The sequence below is a fragment of the Conexibacter sp. JCM 18997 genome (genome assembly GCF_055391915.1).
Window position 1 is genome coordinate 1,005,801 of the sequence record NZ_AP043885.1, and the last position, 16,478, is coordinate 1,022,278.

Sequence of the window (16,478 nt, forward strand, 5' to 3'; positions counted from 1 at the left end):
ACCTTTTAGCAGGGTGTAGAACCTCGGCATGAGCGACGTGCGGGTGGAGCGCAACGGACCGGTGACCACGGTGATCCTCGACCGGCCGGCCGTGCGCAACGCGGTCGACGGGCCGACGGCGGCGCTGCTGGCCGACGCGTTCCGGGCCTTCGAGGCCGACGACGAGGCGCGGGTCGCGGTGCTGTGGGGCGCGGGCGGGACGTTCTGCGCGGGCGCCGATCTGAAGGCGCTGGGTGGCGAGCGCTCCAACCGGGTCCAGCCCGACGGCGACGGGCCGATGGGGCCGTCGCGGATGGCGCTGACCAAGCCGGTGATCGCCGCGATCTGCGGTCACGCGGTGGCCGGCGGCCTCGAGCTGGCCTGCTGGTGCGACCTGCGCGTGGTCGAGGAGGACGCGGTCCTGGGCGTCTTCTGCCGGCGCTGGGGGGTCCCGTTGATCGACGGCGGCACCGTGCGCCTGCCCCGGCTGATCGGCCTCAGCCGCGCGCTGGACCTGATCCTCACGGGCCGGCCGGTCGACGCGCACGAGGCGCAGGCGATCGGCCTGGCCAACCGCGTGGTGGGCGTGGGGGAGGCGCGCCTGGCCGCCGAGGCGCTGGCCGCCGAGCTGGCCCGCCTGCCGCAGACGGCGATGCTCGGCGACCGCCGGTCGGCCTACGAGCAGGAGGGGCTGCCGGTGGCCGAGGCGATGGCCAACGAGCTGCGCCTCGGCGTGCGCGCGCTGACCGAGGGCGCAGCGGGGGCGCAGCGGTTCGCCTCCGGCGCGGGCCGCGGGGGAGCCCCGGCCTGATGGCGCTGTGGGACGACGTGCTCGAGGAGCTCCTGGCCGATCCTCAGGTGGGCTCGGGCGTCTTCTTCGGCCGCCGCGCGGCCAAGCTCGGCCGCCGCGTGTTCGCCTTCGAACGCGACGACGACATCGTGGTCAAGCTCGGTCCGGAGCGCGTCGACGAGCTGGTGGCCGCCAGCCGCGCATCGGTCTTCCAGCCCGGCGGACACAGCCCGATGGGCAACTGGGCCGTCGTGCCCAGCCCCGATTCCGGCGATCCGGTGCAGGCGTGGGTGCTGCTGGCCGAGGAGGCCAAGGACCGCCTGGAGTAGCCGTTCGCCCGCGCGCACACCGCCGCGGGCACGACTCAGCCGCGCGCTGCGCCGATCGCGCGCTCGACCAGCAACGCGTCGCGCCACTCGCCGTCGAGCTGCGCGTGGCGCTGGTGCACGCCGACGTCGCGAAAGCCGCAGCGGTGCGCGAGCGCGATCGACGCGTCGTTCGTGGTCAGGATCAGGCTGAGCAGCTTCCACAGGCCGGCGGCCTCGGCGTTGGCGATCAGCGCGTGCAGCAGCGCGGAGCCGACGCGCGCGCCGCGCGCGCCGCGGGCCACGTAGACGGTGTAGAGGCCGACGCCCGTGTAGGCCTCGCGGTCGCTGTAGGCCGTCCAGCTGGCGAAGCCGACGACGGCGTGATCACGCTCGGCCACGATCATCGGCTCGCCGCCCGTGATGCGGTCCTCGAGCTCCTGCGGCGTGCGCGGGCGCGTCTCGAACGTCGCGATGCGGTCCTCGATGCCCTCGTTGTAGATGCGCGTGACCGCGGCGGCGTCGGTGGGCGCCGCCCGCCGGACGCGAACCTCGGACATCAGCGCACCAGGTCGAGCAGGCGCTCGAGGTCCGACGGATCGGTCCAGGCGCCGACCGACGCGCGGACGATCCCGCGGCCCGGTAGGTCGCGGATGACGATCCGGTGCGCCGCCGCGCGCTGGACGAACGCGGGCGCGTCGTCCTCGCGCCAGGACACCAGCGTCGTGCGGCCGCGCGGCTGCACCTCGCGGCCCAGGTCGCGCAGCTGATCGGCCAGCCACTGGGCGCTGTCGGCCGCCTGCACCGCCGCGGTCTCCCAGCCGCCGTGCTCGACCAGCGTGTCGTGGGCGGCGACGGCGAACGCGGCCGCCTCGGCGCTCAGCGTGAAGGTGTCGTGGCGGCGCGAGTCGATGTGCGGCACCGCGTCCAGCCCGGCCGAGGCGTCGATCAGGTTCATGTAGATCGGGCCCATGGCCGGCAGGCGCTCGTGCCACGCGGGCGTGACCCACAGCATCCCGGTGCCCACCGGGCCGCACATCCACTTCTGGCCCGAGCCGGCGTAGAACGTGCAGCCCAGGTCCTCGACGTCGAAGTCGATCGCCCCGATGCTCTGGGCGCCGTCCAGCAGCACGGGCACGCCGCTGGCCGCGACGTCGCGCAGCGCGTCGATCGGCGCGATGCGCCCGTCGATCCAGCTGACGTGGGAGACGGCCACGAGCTTCGTGCCCGGCCCGACCGCCTCGGCCACCTCGTCGAAGGGCACCGTGCGCACGTGCACGCCGAAGCGGCTGCGCAGGTTGGCCAGCGGCCCGGTCAGCCCCGGGTGCTCGTCGACGGAGGTGACGATGTCGTCCTCGGGACCGAGCTCCAGCCCGGCCAGGACCCGGACGACGCCCTCGCTGGTGGAGGAGGTCAGCGCGACGTCGTTGACGTCGTCGGCGTTCAGGCGGCCGGCGTAGATCGTGCGCAGCCGGCCGTGCAGGTCGATCAGGCGCTCGTAGTAGTTGCTGGCCCGGCCCTCGACGGCCGCGATGTGCAGCTCCTCGCGCACCGCCTCCAGCGAGGCCGCCGCGACGGGCCCGCAGGTCCCCGCGTTCAGGTAGGCGATCTCGTCGAAGACCGGGAAAGCGGAGCGCAGCGAGGCGGGTGACATGCCCGCGAAACGGTATCCGCTGTCGCGCCCGGGCCTACTGCCCGCACACGGGCCACTGCGACGGCCCGGCCTGCGCGTAGAGGATCTCGGCGCGCTTGGTCTGCTCGGCCACCGAGGCCTGGGCCGGGTCGCCCGAGCCGCCGACGGCCTGCCAGGTGGCGTAGGAGAACTGGAACAGCCCGCGGTAGGCGCCCCCGCCGCCGATCGCGTGGGGGTCGCCGCCGGACTCGCACTGGGCGATCGCGGCGAGGTGGCCGGTCGGGCCGGCGTTGGCCGCCGCGCGGGCGGCCCGGCGCTGGCGCCGTTCGCGGCGCTCGATGCGCAGGTCGCGCGCATACAGGCGGATCGTCTGGGCGATCGGCGCGTCGGCCGCGACGGTCGGCGTCGTGGCCACCTGGATCGTCGCGACGGGGTCGGGGTCGGGGGCCGCGACGGCGGCGGCGGGCGAGGCAAGCGCAGCGCTCGCCCCGAGCGTGATGAGAGAACGCAAGGGCATCGGGATGGGGCGGCGCGGGGCGGCGAAGCGGAGGGAATCACGCTCCAGGCGGCCGGCGCCGGAGCAACCAAGGTAGCAACCCGGGACGAACACGCGTTCGGCGGATACGATCAGCGGCCCATGCAGGTCTCCCTTCCCGACGGAACGCAGCTGACCCTCGACGACGGCGCCACCGGCGCCGACGCGGCCGCCGCCATCGGCGCCGGGCTGGCCCGGGCCGCGCTCGCGGTGAAGGCCGACGGGACGGTCCAGGACCTGTCCGCGCCGCTGCCCGACGGGGCCCAGCTGGAGATCATCACCGGGCGCTCGCCCGAGGCGCTGGCGCTGATCCGCCACGACGCCGCGCACGTGCTGGCCGAGGCGATGCTCGAGCTCTATCCGGGCGTGAAGATCTCGATCGGCCCGGCGATCGAGGACGGCTTCTACTACGACTTCGACTTCCCCGAGGGCACGCACTTCAGCGAGGCCGACTTCCCGCGGGTCGAGGCCAAGATGGCCGAGCACATCAAGGCGGCCGAGCCCTTCACCCGTGAGGACGTCCCGGTGGCCACCGCGCTGGAGCGCTTCAAGGCCGAGGAGCAGCCCTACAAGGTCGAGCTGGTCGAGGACCTGATCAAGAACGAGGGCGTCGAGACCGTCGGGCTGTACACCAACGGCGACTTCGTCGACCTGTGCCGCGGCCCGCACGCCCCGACGACCAAGTCGGTCAAGGCGGTCAAGCTGCAGTCGGTGGCCGGCGCCTACTGGCGGGGCGACGCCAAGCGCCAGATGCTGACCCGGGTCTACGGCACCGCGTTCCTGACCAAGGAGGATCTCGAGGCGCACCTGCAGCGTCTGGAGGAGGCCAAGGCCCGCGACCACCGCAAGCTCGGTCGCGAGCTCGAGCTCTTCCAGTTCTCCGAGGTCAGCCCCGGCAGCGCGTTCTGGCTGCCCAAGGGCACCCACCTGTTCAACGAGCTGGTCGCGCTCTCGCGCGACATGGGGCAGGGCCGCGGCTACACCGAGGTCAAGACGCCGCAGATCTACGACTCGCAGCTGTGGAAGACCTCGGGGCACTGGGACAAGTACCGCGAGAACATGTTCGTGACCGAGTCGGAGGAGCGCGAGATGGCGCTCAAGCCGATGAACTGCCCGGGCCACTGCCAGCTGTTCAAGCTGCAGAAGTTCTCCTACCGCGACCTGCCCGTCCGCTACAGCGAGCCGGGTCTGCTGCACCGCAACGAGCTGTCCGGGACCCTGCACGGGCTGCTGCGCGTGCGCCACTTCACCCAGGACGACGCGCACGTCTTCTGCACCGAGGACCAGGTGCAGGACGAGGTCGGCGCGATGCTGGACTTCGCGTTCGACACCTACAAGATCTTCGGCTTCGAGGTCGATCTGGAGCTGTCCACGCGCCCCGAGCAGCGCATCGGCACCGACGAGATGTGGGACCAGTCCGAGGGCGCGCTGCGCACCGCGCTGGACTCGCGCGGCCTGACGTACTCGGTCAACGAGGGCGACGGCGCGTTCTACGGGCCGAAGATCGACCTGCACATGACCGACTCGCTGGGGCGCTCATGGCAGCTGGGCACCGTGCAGCTGGACTACAACTTCCCCGAGCGCTTCGACCTGACCTACACGGGCGCCGACAACGCCGAGCACCGCGTGGTCATGCTGCACCGCGCGCTGATGGGCTCGTATGAGCGCTTCATCGGGATCCTCATCGAGCACTACGCCGGCGAGTTCCCGCTCTGGCTGGCGCCGGTGCAGGCGATCGTGCTGCCGATCTCCGACCGCCACGCCGATCAGGCCAGGACGATGCGCGACCGGCTGATCGCGTTGGGCGTGCGCGTCGACATCGACGATCGCTCGGAGTCGATCGGCAAGCGCATCCGCGAGGCCGAGCTGCAGAAGATCCCGTTCATGCTCGTGGTCGGCGATCGCGAGGTCGAGGAGGACGTCGTGGCGGTCCGCCGCCATGGCCAGGGCGACCTGGGTAGCGAGGCGCTGGAGGCCTTCGCGCAGCGTGTCGCGGCTGATCGCCCGGCTCGCTAGACTTTGTCCTGTTGACACATTTCACGAATAACGGCCGCTCTTAACGTTGCCGATTCCCCGTAGGTTCGACCGGCGCCCGCCGGAGCGAGATACCACCCGGATCAACGAGCGAATCCGGGTCCCCGAAGTACGCCTGATCGACGAGCAGGGCCAGCAGATCGGTGTCATGCGCACCGACGAAGCACTGCGCTACGCCCAGGAGAAGGACCTCGATCTCGTCGAGGTCGCTGCTGAGGCCCGCCCGCCCGTCTGCCGCGTGCTCGACTACTCGAAGTACAAGTACGAGCAGGCCCAGAAGCAGAAGGCCGCGCGCAAGCATCAGCAGCAGATCACGATCCGCGAGATCAAGTTCCGTCCGAAGATCGCGCAGAACGACTACGACACCAAGAAGGGTCACGTCGTTCGCTTCCTCAAGCACAAGGACAAGGTCAAGATCACGATCATGTTCCGCGGGCGTGAGGTGGCGCATCCGGAGCGCGGATCGATGCTGCTGGAGCGCCTGGCCGAGGAGCTGTCGGACCTGGCCGTGGTCGAGCAGCGGCCCACGCAGGACGGGCGCAACATGACGATGATGCTCGGCCCCTCCAAGGCCGTGCTGGCCGGCGAGTTCGACGGCAACGGCAGCGGCCCGAAGGAGGACGCCGAGGCGTCCGCCCCGGACGCGCCGGTCGCCGAGGCGCCCGCTGCCGAGGCGCCCGCTGCCGAGGCGCCCGCTGCCGAGGCGCCCGCCCCGGAGCCGCCGGCGGTCGAGGAGGAGCCCGAGGTCGAGGCCCCCGTCGCCGAGGCGCCGAAGAAGGCCCCGGCCAAGAAGAAGGCCGCGCCCAAGCCGGAGCCGGTTGCCGAAGCCGAGCCCGAGCCCGAGCCCGCGGCGGCTGAGCCTGAGCCCGAAGCGGAGGCCGCCCCGGCTCCCGCCAAGGCCAAGGCCAAGTCCACCAGCAGCAAGTCCTAGCCCGCCGGGCCCCGCGCGGCGTGCGCCACGGAACGTGGTGGCGGCCCGACCGCGCGGCCTGGTGGATGGGCGTGCTGTACGCCGTCGGCTCGGCGCTGTTCCTCGGGCCGGCGGTCGCGTCCCTGTGGACGTCGGCCAACGCCGTCTTCGTGGCGTTCGTCGCCGGCTCGGTCTGCTTCACCGCCGCGGCGACGCTGCAGCTGGTGGCCGCCTTCGAGGTGCCCCACCGGCTGCGGCCCGGTCGCCGCGCCCGCCCGCTGCGCCCGCGCGCCTGGATGCCCACGCGCATCGACTGGCTCAGCGCCGCGATCCAGTGGCCGGGCACGATCCTGTTCAACGTCAACACGATCGACGCGCTCAACCACGCGCTGAGCACGACGCAGGTCAACGTCCGCGTGTGGGGCCCGGACATGATCGGCTCGGCCTGCTTCCTGGTCTCCGCGCTGTTGGCCTTCGCCAACACCGAGCACGCCTGGCTGTCCTGGCGCCCGCGCGACCTGGACTGGTGGATCGGCGCGACCAACCTGTTCGGCTCGATCGCCTTCGGCATCTCCGCGATCGCCTCCTACACCCGGCCCGACGGCGGCTCGGAGCTGAGCGACACGATCGCCGCGCTGGGCACGGCCTTCGGCGCCGCCGGCTTCCTGGCCGGCGGCCTGCTGCTCCTACCGCACGCCGAGCGTCAGGAGCAGCGCGCGGCGAAGGTCGCCGCGTAGTCGGCGGCCAGCGCGTCGAGCTCGTCCAGCTGCGACTCCAGGACGAACAGGCCGCGGGAGGGGATCGAGGCGCCGAGCTCGAGCAGGAGCGGCGTCAGGTGGACGTCCACGGCGAGGGCGTGGGTGAGCGCGCCGCCCAGCAGGACGCCGACGGCGGGCGTGCCGTTCAGCGCGCCGCCGCCGATGCGGTCCAGGAAGGACTTCAGCAGGCCCGAGTACGTGGCCTTGTAGGTCGGGCTGGCCACGATCAGCACGCCCGCGTCCAGGACGCGCTGGGCCTCGCCGGCCATCACGCCGTCCTCGTAGTCGAGCACGCGCGGCGCCAGCGCGGCCAGGTCGACGGGCTCGGCGACCGGGCGATCCAGAGCGCGGCCGATCTCGCGGGCGAGGGTCTGTGCGATCGTGTGCGTTCGCGAGCCTGGACGCGGGTTTCCGACGACCGCGAGGACCGGTGATTCGTTGTCGACCATGTGGGTCGAGAATACCTGTGGCGGGACCTACTACACTGCGTCGTCGCTCATGCCGAAGATGAAGACCCACTCGGGCGCGAAGAAGCGCTTCAAGCTGACTGCCAAGGGCAAGGTCAAGGCCCGCCATGGCAACACCAGCCATATTCTGGAGAAGAAGAACGCGAAGCGGAAGCGTCGCCTCGGTCAGCCGACGATCCTGAGCGATCACGACACGCCGCGTATCAAGAAGCTGCTGGGGGGTGGCAAGTGAGCCGCGTCAAGCGTTCCGTCCACGCACGCAAGAAGCGTCGTGCGACCCTCGAGCGGACCAAGGGGTTCCGCGGTGAGGCGAACAGCAACTACCGCCGGGCGAAGGAAGCGCTGCTCAAGGCCGACTCCTACGCCTACCGCGACCGCCGCAACCGCAAGCGCGACTTCCGTCGCCTGTGGATCACGCGCATCAACGCCGCCGCGCGCCTGAACGGGCTGACCTACGGCCAGTTCATGCACGGCCTGAAGCTGGCCGAGATCGAGGTCGACCGCAAGATCCTGGCCGACATCGCCGTCCGCGATGCCGACACGTTCCGACGTTTTGCCGATGCCGCCCGCGAGGCGTCGGCTGCTGCGTCGTAACCGCAGACCAGCACCGACACGCAGACCTCGAGGGCGCCGCTGACACCGGCGCCCTTTTTGTTGCCCGAACCGCCCGACCCGCACCGTGATCACCTCCGCCCACAACGACAAGCTCAAGACGCTGCGCAAGCTGCAGCGCCGTCGTGACGGGCGCTTCGTGGCCGAGGGCGAGGACCTGCTGGCCGCCGCGGACGCCGCCGGCTGGGAGCCGCTGGAGCGCTACGTCGCCGCCGGCAGCGGCCTGGCCGGCACCGAGGTCGATCCCGCGCTGCTGGCCGGCGTCTCCCAGCTCGGCTCGGGCACGCGCGCGCTCGCCGTCTACCGCGAGCGCTGGGCGTCCGCGGCCACCGGCCCGCTGTGCGTCGCCCTGTGGGGCCTGCGCGACCCCGGCAACGTCGGCACCGTGCTGCGCAGCGCCCGCGCGTTCGGCGCGGCCAGCGTCGCGCTCGGGCCCAACACCGCCGATCCCTACGGCCCCAAGGCGGTGCGCGCCTCGATGGGCGCGCTGTTCGAGCTGCCGGTCGTGCGGGTGGAGTCCCTCGAGGAGCTGCCGGGGGAGACGATCGCCCTGGTCGCCCGCGCCGGTGATCCCCTGCGCCGAACCGACGCACCGGTCACGACGGTCATCGTCGGGGCCGAGCGCGAGGGGCTGGCCGACGAGGTCGTGGCAGGATGCGACCGCGTCGCCCACATCCCGATCGCCTCCGAGTCCCTCAACGCGGCGATGGCGGCATCCATCGCGCTCTACGAACTGTCCCGAGAAAGATGAACGACCGCATCGATCAGATCGCCGCCGAGGCCCAGCAGGCCATCGCGCAGGCATCCACCACCGACGCGCTCGAGCAGGTGCGCGTGCAGTACCTGGGCCGCAAGGCCGAGCTGCCGCAGATCCTGCGCGGTGTCGCCGAGCTGCCGCCCGAGCAGCGCGGGGCGGTCGGCAAGGCGGCCAACCTGGCCCGCCGCGACCTCGAGCAGGCGCTGGCCCAGCGCACCGAGGCGCTGGAGTCCTCCGAGCTGGACTCGCGCCTGATCAGCGATCGCGTCGACGTGACGCTGCCCGGCGACGCGCCCCAGCCGGTCGGCCGCCTGCACGTGCTGACCCAGACGCGGCGCGAGATCGAGGACGTGTTCGTCGGCCTGGGCTTCAGCGTCCTGGAGGGTCCCGAGGTCGAGACCGTCTACTACAACTTCGACGCGCTCAACCACAGCCCGACGCACCCGGCGCGCTCGAAGTCCGACACCTTCTACACGACCACCGGCGAGGTGCTGCGCACGCACACGTCGCCGATGCAGATCCGCGCGATGGAGGCCTCGCCGCCGCCGCTGTACGCGATCATCCCCGGCCGCGTCTACCGCCGCGACTCCGACGCGACGCACACCCCGCAGTTCCACCAGGTCGAGGGGCTGGCCGTCGACGAGGGGATCACGCTGGCCGACCTGAAGGGCACGCTGCTGGACTTCAGCCGCGCGATCTTCGGCGCCGAGCGCGAGGTGCGCCTGCGCCCGCACTTCTTCCCGTTCACCGAGCCCTCGGTCGAGGTCGACGTGTCGTGCTTCAACTGCAAGCGTGACGGCTCGCCCTGCAGCGTGTGCAAGGGCACCGGCTGGCTGGAGATCCTCGGCTCGGGCATGGTCGATCCCAACGTCTTCGCGCACGTCGCCGACCACGGCTACGACCCCGAGAAGGTGCAGGGGTTCGCCTTCGGGATGGGCATCGAGCGGATCGCCGCGCTGAAGTACGGCATCCCCGACATCCGCACCCTCTATACGAACGACGTCCGAGTCCTGGAGCAGTTCGGATGAAGCTGCCGCTGAACTGGCTGTTCGAGTACGCCGAGCCGATCATGACGCCGCGGGCGATCGCCGACCGCCTGGCCATGACGGGCACCGAGGTGGATCGCATCCACCATCACGGCGTCAGCGAGCTGGAGTACTTCGTGATCGGCAAGGTGCTGACGTGCGAGCAGCACCCCAACGCCGACCGCCTGCGCGTGACCACGGTCGACGTGGGCGACGGCGAGCCGTCGCACATCGTCTGCGGCGCGCCCAACGTCGCCGCCGGCCAGACCGTCGGCGTGGCCAAGCCGGGCGCGATCATGCCTGACGGCACGCGGCTGAAGAAGGCCAAGCTGCGGGGCGAGCCGTCCGAGGGGATGATCCTGGCCGAGGACGAGCTGGCCATCGGCGTCTCACACAGCGGCATCATGATCCTCGACGACGCGCTGGAGGCGGGCACGTTCCTGGCCGAGGTGCTGCCGATCGCCACCGACGTGCTCGAGCTGGAGATCACGCCCAACCGGCCCGACTGCCTGTCGGTCTACGGCGTGGCCCGCGAGGTGCACGCGGCCTTCGACGTGCCGCTGTCGCCGGCCCCCTGGGACGGCGTCGACCTGGGCCCCGTTCGGGCGATCGACGGCGTGTCCGTCCAGGTGCGCGACCCCGACCTGTGCCCGCGCTTCACCGCGATCGCCTACGAGAACGTGACGATCGGCGAGTCGCCCGTGTGGCTCAAGCAGCGCCTGATGGCCGCCGGCCAGCGCCCGATCAACAACGTCGTCGACATCACCAACTACGTGATGCTGCTGACCGGCCAGCCGGTGCACGCGTTCGACCTCGATCGCGTCGCGGGCGGACAGCTGACCGTGCGCCGCGCGACGCCCGGCGAGCAGATCACCACGCTCGACGACCAGGTCCGCACGCTGCCCGAGAACGCGATGCTGATCGAGGACGCCGAGGGCCCGACGTCGATCGGCGGCATCATGGGCGGCGCGCGCTCGGAGATCGGCGACGACACCACCCGCGTGCTGATCGAGATGGCCACGTGGATCGGCAGCAACATCCTGGCCACGTCCAACGCGCTGCAGCTGCGCACCGAGGCCAGCGGCCGCTTCGAGAAGGGCCTGTCGCCCGAGGCCGCGGTCGAGGGCCAGGCGGTGGCGCTGGAGCTGATGCTGTCGCTGACCGGCGCCACCCGGGTCGACGGCTTCGTCGACCTCGGCGGCGACGGCCCGCCGCCCGCGGTCATCCGGCTGCGCACCGCGCGGACCGCGGCGCTGCTGGGGATCGACGTCCCGCTCGACCGCCAGAAGGCCGTGCTCAAGGCGCTGGGCTTCGGGGTGGCCGAGGCCGCGGACGGTCTGGACGTGACGGTGCCGCACTGGCGCCGCTTCGACGTGACCCGCGAGGCCGACGTGGTCGAGGAGGTCGCGCGCCTGGCCGCCCTGGAGGACCTGCCCGCCACGCTGCCCAAGGGCCGCCCCGGTGCCCAGCTGACCTGGAAGCAGCGCGTCCGCCGCCGGGCCGAGGACGTGCTCGTCGGCCGCGGCGTGCAGGAGATCGCCGGCTGGTCGTTCGCCGCGCCGTCGCTGCTGGAGCGCCTGCGGCTGCCGGAGGGCTCGCCGCTGCGCAACGTCGTCGTGCTGGACAACCCGATGAGCGAGGAGGACGCGATCCTGCGCCCGACGCTGATCGGGTCGCTCCTGGACGCGGCCCAGCACAACCTGGCCCACGGAGCCGACAGCGTCGCGCTGTTCGACTCGGGCACCGTGTACCGCTCCTGGCCGGAGGGCAGCGGTGACCACGCATCCCCGGCCGACGAGCATCACGGCCTGTGCGCGCTGATCGTCGGTCCGCTGGATCCGCCCACCTGGCGCAGCGCCAAGCCGGCGGCGGCCGACTTCTTCACGGCCAAGGCGCTGGTCGGCGCGGTGCTGGACACGCTGCGCGTGCCCTGGGAGGCCCAGCCCGCGGCGGACTGGTCGTTCCTGCATCCGGGGCGCAGCGCCGCGGTGGTCAGCGGCGACACGCGCCTGGGCTTCCTGGGCGAGCTGCACCCGCTGATCGCCCGCGACTGGGATCTGGCCGGGGGCGTCACCTTCGCGGTGGATCTCGGGAAGGTCGCGGCGCTGGCGCCCGAGGTGCCGGTGTACCGCGACGTGACAACGTTCCCGCCGGTGCGCCTGGACCTGTCGCTGGTCACCGGCGAGCACACCGCGGCCGAGGTGCTGGCCACGGTGCGCGACGCGGGCGGCAAGCTGCTGCGGGACGCGTCGATCTTCGACCGCTTCACCCTGAAGGCGCGTCCGTCCGGCGGTGACCCGGGCGCGGGCACAGGCCAGCGCGACGACGTCGTCTCGCTGGCGTTGCACCTGGAGTTCGCCGCGCCCGATCGCACGCTGACCGACGACGAGGTCAACGCGGTGCGCGACAAGATCCTGGGCAAGCTCGGCGAGCTGGGGGTGACCCAGCGTGGGTGACATCACCGTCGCGGTGGCGGGCGCGTCGGGCTACGCGGGCGCGCTGGCCGCGCGCCTGCTCTGGCAGCACCCGGACTTCGAGCTCGTCGCGGTCACGTCGCGCTCGGACGCCGGCCGGCGCCTGGACGACCTGTACCCGCACCACCGCGTGCCGCTGGTCATGGACGCCTTCGACATCGACGAGCTCGGTCAGGTCGACGCGGCGATCGTCGCCTACCCGCACGGCGCCGCGGCCGAGACGGTCGCGCAGCTGCACGAGCGTGGCATCAAGGTCGTCGACCTGAGCGCGGACTTCCGCCTGCGCGACCTGGCCACCTACGAGGAGTGGTACGTCCAGCATCCGGCGCCGCAGCTGATCGACGAGGCGGTCTACGGGTTGCCCGAGCTGTACCGCGACCAGATCGCCGGCGCGCACCTCGTCGCCTGCCCAGGCTGCTTCCCGACCGCGGCGGTGCTCGCGCTCGCGCCGCTGGCCCCGTACCTGGAGGACGTGGTGATCGACGCCAAGACGGGCGTGTCGGGCGCCGGCCGCGCGGCCACCGAGAAGACGCACTTCGTCTCGGTCGACGAGAACGTCAAGGCCTACGGCATCGGCCGCCACCGCCACATGCCGGAGATCGACCAGGAGCTGGCCGCGCTGGGCGCCCGCGACATCGTCGCCGCCTTCACCCCGCACCTGGTGCCGCTGGACCAGGGCGAGCTCGTGTCCTGTTACGTGACGCTGGACCAGGAGGTCGACGCCATCGCGCTGTACGAGGAGCGCTACGGCGACGAGCGCTTCATCGAGCTGGTCGACAGCTCGCCCGGCGTGCGCGACGTGCGCGAGACGAACTTCTGCCGCATCCAGGTCCATCCCGACCCGCGCACGGGCAAGGTCTTCGTGTTCGGAGCGATCGACAACCTGTGGAAGGGCACGGCCTCGCAGGCCGTGCAGAACCTGAACCTGATGTTCGGACTCGACGAAGCGAGCGGACTGCCGACATGAGCTTCTTCTCCTCGCGCTGGGTGCCGGCGCCCCCACACGTGACCGAGGCGGCCGACGACGCGCTGCCCAAGGGCTTCCGCGCCGCCGGCGTCGCCGCCGGCATCAAGCCCAGCGGCGGCACCGACGTCGGCCTGCTGGTCTGCGACGTTCCCGAGGCGGTCAGCGCCGCGCGCTTCACCGCGTCCAGCGTGCTCGCCGCGCCGGTGATCGTCACCAAGGAGCGTGCGCAGCTGCACGCGCTGCGCGCGGTCGTGGTCAACTCCGGCAACGCCAACGCGGCCACCGGGCGCCCCGGCTTGGACGAGGCGGCCCGCATGCAGGGGGCCGGCGCGATGGCGTCGGGCGTTCCGGCCGATCAGGTCGCCGTCGCGTCGACCGGCGTGATCGGCGTGCAGCTCGACGGCCAGAAGGTGGTCAAGGGTCTGCTGGCGGCCAACGGCCAGCTGTCGACCGACGGCGCCGGGGCGTTCTCCGAGGCGATCAAGACCACGGACGCGATCGACAAGACGGCCACGCTCGACGTCGAGCTGCCCAACGGCACCGTGCGCCTGTCGGCCCAGTGCAAGGGGGCGGGGATGATCTCGCCGAACTTCGCCACGATGCTCTGCTTCGTCGAGACCGATGCGCAGCTGGCGCCCGAGACGGCGGACCTGCTGCTCGGCGTGTGCGTCAAGCGCTCGTTCGACCGCTGCTCGGTCGACGGCCAGCTGTCGACCAACGACACGGCGATCCTGATCGCCAGCGGCGCGTCGGGCGTGGTCGTCGAGCCCGAGGGGGAGAGCGAGCTGCGCTTCGGCGAGGCGCTCGACGCGCTGCTGCGCCAGCTGGCCATCCTGATGGTGGCCGACGGCGAGGGCTCCAAGCGCGTCGGCCGGGTCGTCGTGCGCGGCGGCCACCAGGCGACCGTCGAGGTGGCGGCCCGCGCGGTGGCCAACTCGCCGCTGGTCAAGACGGCGCTGCACGGCGGCGATCCCAACTGGGGCCGCATCGCCCAGGCCGTCGGCGGGGCGCTGACGGGCATGGCGCCGCTGGCGCTGGACATCGACTTCGAGGGCATCGCCGTGATGCGCGAGGGCAACGCGGTCCGCGCCGACCAGGACGCGCTCGACGCGGCCGCGGCGCGCGACGAGGTCGAGATCGAGATCGGCCTGCCGGGCTCCGGCGCCGAGACCGAGGTGTTCTTCTCCGACCTGGGGCACGGCTACGTGACGATCAACGCGGAGTACACGACGTGAGCAACCGAGACGTCGCCACGCTGCTGGAGGCGCTGCCCTACATCCGGGAGTTCCACGGGCAGACGGTGGTCATCAAGTACGGCGGAGCGGCGATGGAGGACCCCGAGCTGCGCGAGGACTTCGCCCGCGACGTGGTGCTGCTCAAGTACGTCGGCCTGAACCCGATCGTGGTCCATGGCGGCGGACCCGACATCACCTCCTACATGGAGCGGCTGGGCATGCCGGTCCGCTTCGTCGGCGGCCTGCGGGTCAGCGACGAGGCGACCGTCGAGGTGGCCAAGATGGTGCTCGTCGGCAAGGTCAACAAGGACATCGTGCTGCGCCTCACGCGCCACGGCCAGTCCGCGGTGGGCATCTCCGGCGAGGACGGCAACCTCTTCCACGTGCGCCGACAGGCCGCGCCCAGCGGCGAGGACATCGGCTTCGTGGGCGAGATCGCCAAGGTCGAGACCGGCCTGCTCTCGCACATCGCCGACGACTACATCCCGGTCGTCGCCTCGGTGGGCGCCGACCGCGAGGGGCGCTCATACAACATCAACGCCGACGACGCGGCCAGCGCGGTGGCCCGCGCGATGGGCGCCTACAAGGTGCTGTTCCTGACCGACGTGCGCGGCTGGCTGGCCGACGCCGCCGATCCCGCGTCGGTCGTCAGCTTCGCCACCGCCGACGAGGTCGAGGCTGCGATGCCGTCGATCGCGGGCGGCATGCGCCCCAAGCTGCAGGCCTGCCTGGACGCCATCCACGGCGGCGTCAGCAACGCCTACATCATCGACGGCCGCGTGCCCCACTCGCTGCTGCTCGAGCTGTTCACCGACGCCGGCATCGGCACGAAGATCGGACCCGCCAGATGAGCGCCCCCACCGAGACCACCCACCTGCTGCCCACCTACGCGCGCTTCCCGGTCGAGTTCGTCCGCGGGCGCGGAACGCACCTGTGGGATGTCGACCACAACGAGTACCTGGACTTCCTCTCGGGGATCTCGGTGTCCAGCGTCGGCCACTGCCACCCGCACGTGGTCTCGGCCGTGCAGGACCAGGCCGGGCGCCTGATGCACGTCGGCAACCTGTACTTCACCGAGCCGATGACGAAGCTGGCCGACCGGCTGGCCACGTCTTCGCTGGGCGGCGGCGTGTTCTTCACGAACTCCGGGGCCGAGGCCAACGAGGCGGCGCTGAAGCTCGTGCGCAAGGCCAAGCCGGGTGGGGACATCGTCGTCCTCCACGGCGGATTCCACGGGCGCACCTACGGGGCGCTGAGCGCGACGCCGCAGGAGTCCAAGCAGGCCCCGTTCGCGCCGCTGGTCCCGGGCTTCAAGGCCGTGCCGCCGACGGCCGAGGCGATCACCGCCGCCGTCGACGAGCAGACCGCCGCGGTGGTCGTCGAGGTCATCCAGGGCGAAAGCGGGGTGCACCTGCTCAGCGAGGACACGCTGCGCGCGGCGCGCGCCGCCTGCGACGCGGTCGGCGCCGCGCTGGTCTTCGACGAGGTGCAGACCGGCATGGGGCGGACCGGCTCGCTGTGGGCCTACGAGCAGGTCGGCGTCGTGCCCGACGCGCTGACGTCGGCCAAGGCGCTGGGCGGCGGGCTGCCGATCGGCGCGCTGGTCACCGGCGAGCGGCTGGCCGGCGTGTTCGCGCCGGGCGACCACGGCTCGACGTTCGCCGGCGGCCCGGTCGTGGCCGCGGCGGCGCTGGCCGTCTTGGACATCGTCGACGAGCCCGCGCTGCTGGAGCGCGTGCGCACCGCCGGCGAGTGGCTGCGCGCGCAGCTGGAGGAGCTGCCGGGCGTCGTGGCCGTGCGCGGCCGGGGCCTGATGAACGCCTTCGACATCGCCGGCGGCAACGCTCCGGACGTGGCCCGGCGCGCGCTGCTGGAGCAGCGGCTCGTGGTCAACGCGACCGGCCCGCAGACGATCCGCCTGCTGCCGCCGCTGACGGTGTCCGACGCCGACCTGGACGAGGCGCTCGTGCGCCTGCGCGGGGCGTTGGAGGCGTAGC

18 protein-coding genes are annotated in these 16,478 nt (G+C 72.2%); 14 read left to right on the forward strand and 4 right to left on the reverse strand.

The genetic code is table 11. From position 1 onward, the window contains the following. Nucleotides 1–28: 28 nt before the first annotated feature. A complete protein-coding gene (locus tag ACZ5UI_RS05300) occupies nucleotides 29–790 on the forward strand; it encodes a crotonase/enoyl-CoA hydratase family protein (RefSeq protein ID WP_464194965.1) in 762 nt (253 codons plus the stop codon). Continuing rightward, the gene (locus tag ACZ5UI_RS05305) at nucleotides 790–1,098 is read left to right on the forward strand and encodes a hypothetical protein (RefSeq protein WP_464194967.1); all 309 of its coding nucleotides are present in this window, start codon (nucleotides 790–792) and stop codon (nucleotides 1,096–1,098) included. Before ACZ5UI_RS05300 ends, ACZ5UI_RS05305 begins: the two co-directional genes overlap by 1 nt. A gap of 35 nt (nucleotides 1,099–1,133) precedes the next feature. Here the strand turns inward: ACZ5UI_RS05305 and ACZ5UI_RS05310 are convergent, their stop codons facing one another. From ACZ5UI_RS05310 to ACZ5UI_RS05320, 3 genes are read right to left on the reverse strand one after another with little or no spacing between them, the layout of a single operon-like run. Further along, the gene (locus tag ACZ5UI_RS05310; RefSeq protein WP_464194969.1) at nucleotides 1,134–1,634 is read right to left on the reverse strand and encodes an arsinothricin resistance N-acetyltransferase ArsN1 family A; all 501 of its coding nucleotides are present in this window, start codon (nucleotides 1,632–1,634) and stop codon (nucleotides 1,134–1,136) included. Then, a complete protein-coding gene (locus ACZ5UI_RS05315) occupies nucleotides 1,634–2,728 on the reverse strand; it encodes an aminotransferase class V-fold PLP-dependent enzyme (RefSeq protein ID WP_464194971.1) in 1,095 nt (364 codons plus the stop codon). The genes ACZ5UI_RS05310 and ACZ5UI_RS05315 overlap by 1 nt, the downstream gene beginning before the upstream one ends. A 34-nt stretch (nucleotides 2,729–2,762) precedes the next feature. Next, nucleotides 2,763–3,218 carry a transglycosylase family protein gene (locus ACZ5UI_RS05320; protein WP_464194973.1) on the reverse strand — a complete coding sequence of 152 codons (456 nt, stop codon included), beginning with the start codon at nucleotides 3,216–3,218 and terminating at the stop codon, nucleotides 2,763–2,765. 126 nt (nucleotides 3,219–3,344) lie between these two features. Between ACZ5UI_RS05320 and thrS the strand changes: the two genes are divergently transcribed. From thrS to ACZ5UI_RS05335, 3 genes are read left to right on the forward strand one after another with little or no spacing between them, the layout of a single operon-like run. After that, on the forward strand, nucleotides 3,345–5,258 hold the full coding sequence (gene thrS, locus ACZ5UI_RS05325) for a threonine--tRNA ligase (protein WP_464194975.1): 1,914 nt from the start codon (nucleotides 3,345–3,347) through the stop codon (nucleotides 5,256–5,258). Nucleotides 5,259–5,304: 46 nt separating this feature from the next. Continuing rightward, on the forward strand, nucleotides 5,305–6,207 hold the full coding sequence (gene infC, locus ACZ5UI_RS05330; RefSeq protein ID WP_464194977.1) for a translation initiation factor IF-3: 903 nt from the start codon (nucleotides 5,305–5,307) through the stop codon (nucleotides 6,205–6,207). A 20-nt stretch (nucleotides 6,208–6,227) separates the two neighbouring features. Next, nucleotides 6,228–6,923: a hypothetical protein gene (locus tag ACZ5UI_RS05335; protein ID WP_464194979.1), complete on the forward strand. Its 696-nt coding sequence runs from the start codon at nucleotides 6,228–6,230 to the stop codon at nucleotides 6,921–6,923. Here ACZ5UI_RS05335 and ACZ5UI_RS05340 read toward each other — a convergent pair. Further along, entirely contained in the window at nucleotides 6,890–7,393 is a 504-nt protein-coding gene (locus ACZ5UI_RS05340; RefSeq protein WP_464194981.1) for an NAD(P)H-dependent oxidoreductase, read from the reverse strand. The genes ACZ5UI_RS05335 and ACZ5UI_RS05340 overlap by 34 nt on opposite strands. Before the next feature lie 49 nt (nucleotides 7,394–7,442). Here ACZ5UI_RS05340 and rpmI point away from each other — a divergent pair, with 49 nt between their 5' ends. The 9 genes from rpmI to ACZ5UI_RS05385 all read left to right on the forward strand — a co-directional run bounded on the left by rpmI (nucleotide 7,443) and on the right by ACZ5UI_RS05385 (nucleotide 16,477). After that, nucleotides 7,443–7,643: a 50S ribosomal protein L35 gene (gene rpmI / locus ACZ5UI_RS05345; RefSeq protein ID WP_464194983.1), complete on the forward strand. Its 201-nt coding sequence runs from the start codon at nucleotides 7,443–7,445 to the stop codon at nucleotides 7,641–7,643. Continuing rightward, on the forward strand, nucleotides 7,640–8,005 hold the full coding sequence (gene rplT / locus ACZ5UI_RS05350) for a 50S ribosomal protein L20 (protein ID WP_464194985.1): 366 nt from the start codon (nucleotides 7,640–7,642) through the stop codon (nucleotides 8,003–8,005). The genes rpmI and rplT overlap by 4 nt, the downstream gene beginning before the upstream one ends. A gap of 85 nt (nucleotides 8,006–8,090) precedes the next feature. Continuing rightward, on the forward strand, nucleotides 8,091–8,774 hold the full coding sequence (locus ACZ5UI_RS05355) for a TrmH family RNA methyltransferase (RefSeq protein ID WP_464194987.1): 684 nt from the start codon (nucleotides 8,091–8,093) through the stop codon (nucleotides 8,772–8,774). After that, a complete protein-coding gene (gene pheS, locus ACZ5UI_RS05360) occupies nucleotides 8,771–9,808 on the forward strand; it encodes a phenylalanine--tRNA ligase subunit alpha (RefSeq protein ID WP_464194989.1) in 1,038 nt (345 codons plus the stop codon). Before ACZ5UI_RS05355 ends, pheS begins: the two co-directional genes overlap by 4 nt. Continuing rightward, nucleotides 9,805–12,261, forward strand: a complete 2,457-nt coding sequence (gene pheT, locus ACZ5UI_RS05365; protein WP_464194991.1) for a phenylalanine--tRNA ligase subunit beta — start codon at nucleotides 9,805–9,807, stop codon at nucleotides 12,259–12,261. Before pheS ends, pheT begins: the two co-directional genes overlap by 4 nt. Next, the gene (argC, locus tag ACZ5UI_RS05370; RefSeq protein WP_464194993.1) at nucleotides 12,254–13,246 is read left to right on the forward strand and encodes an N-acetyl-gamma-glutamyl-phosphate reductase; all 993 of its coding nucleotides are present in this window, start codon (nucleotides 12,254–12,256) and stop codon (nucleotides 13,244–13,246) included. The genes pheT and argC overlap by 8 nt, the downstream gene beginning before the upstream one ends. Further along, nucleotides 13,243–14,481, forward strand: coding sequence for a bifunctional glutamate N-acetyltransferase/amino-acid acetyltransferase ArgJ (gene argJ, locus ACZ5UI_RS05375; RefSeq protein WP_464194995.1), 1,239 nt, complete (start codon nucleotides 13,243–13,245; stop codon nucleotides 14,479–14,481). Before argC ends, argJ begins: the two co-directional genes overlap by 4 nt. Further along, nucleotides 14,478–15,332: an acetylglutamate kinase gene (gene argB / locus ACZ5UI_RS05380; RefSeq protein ID WP_464194997.1), complete on the forward strand. Its 855-nt coding sequence runs from the start codon at nucleotides 14,478–14,480 to the stop codon at nucleotides 15,330–15,332. Before argJ ends, argB begins: the two co-directional genes overlap by 4 nt. Beyond that, nucleotides 15,329–16,477, forward strand: a complete 1,149-nt coding sequence (locus tag ACZ5UI_RS05385) for an aspartate aminotransferase family protein (protein WP_464194999.1) — start codon at nucleotides 15,329–15,331, stop codon at nucleotides 16,475–16,477. The genes argB and ACZ5UI_RS05385 overlap by 4 nt, the downstream gene beginning before the upstream one ends. Nucleotide 16,478 lies beyond the last annotated feature (1 nt).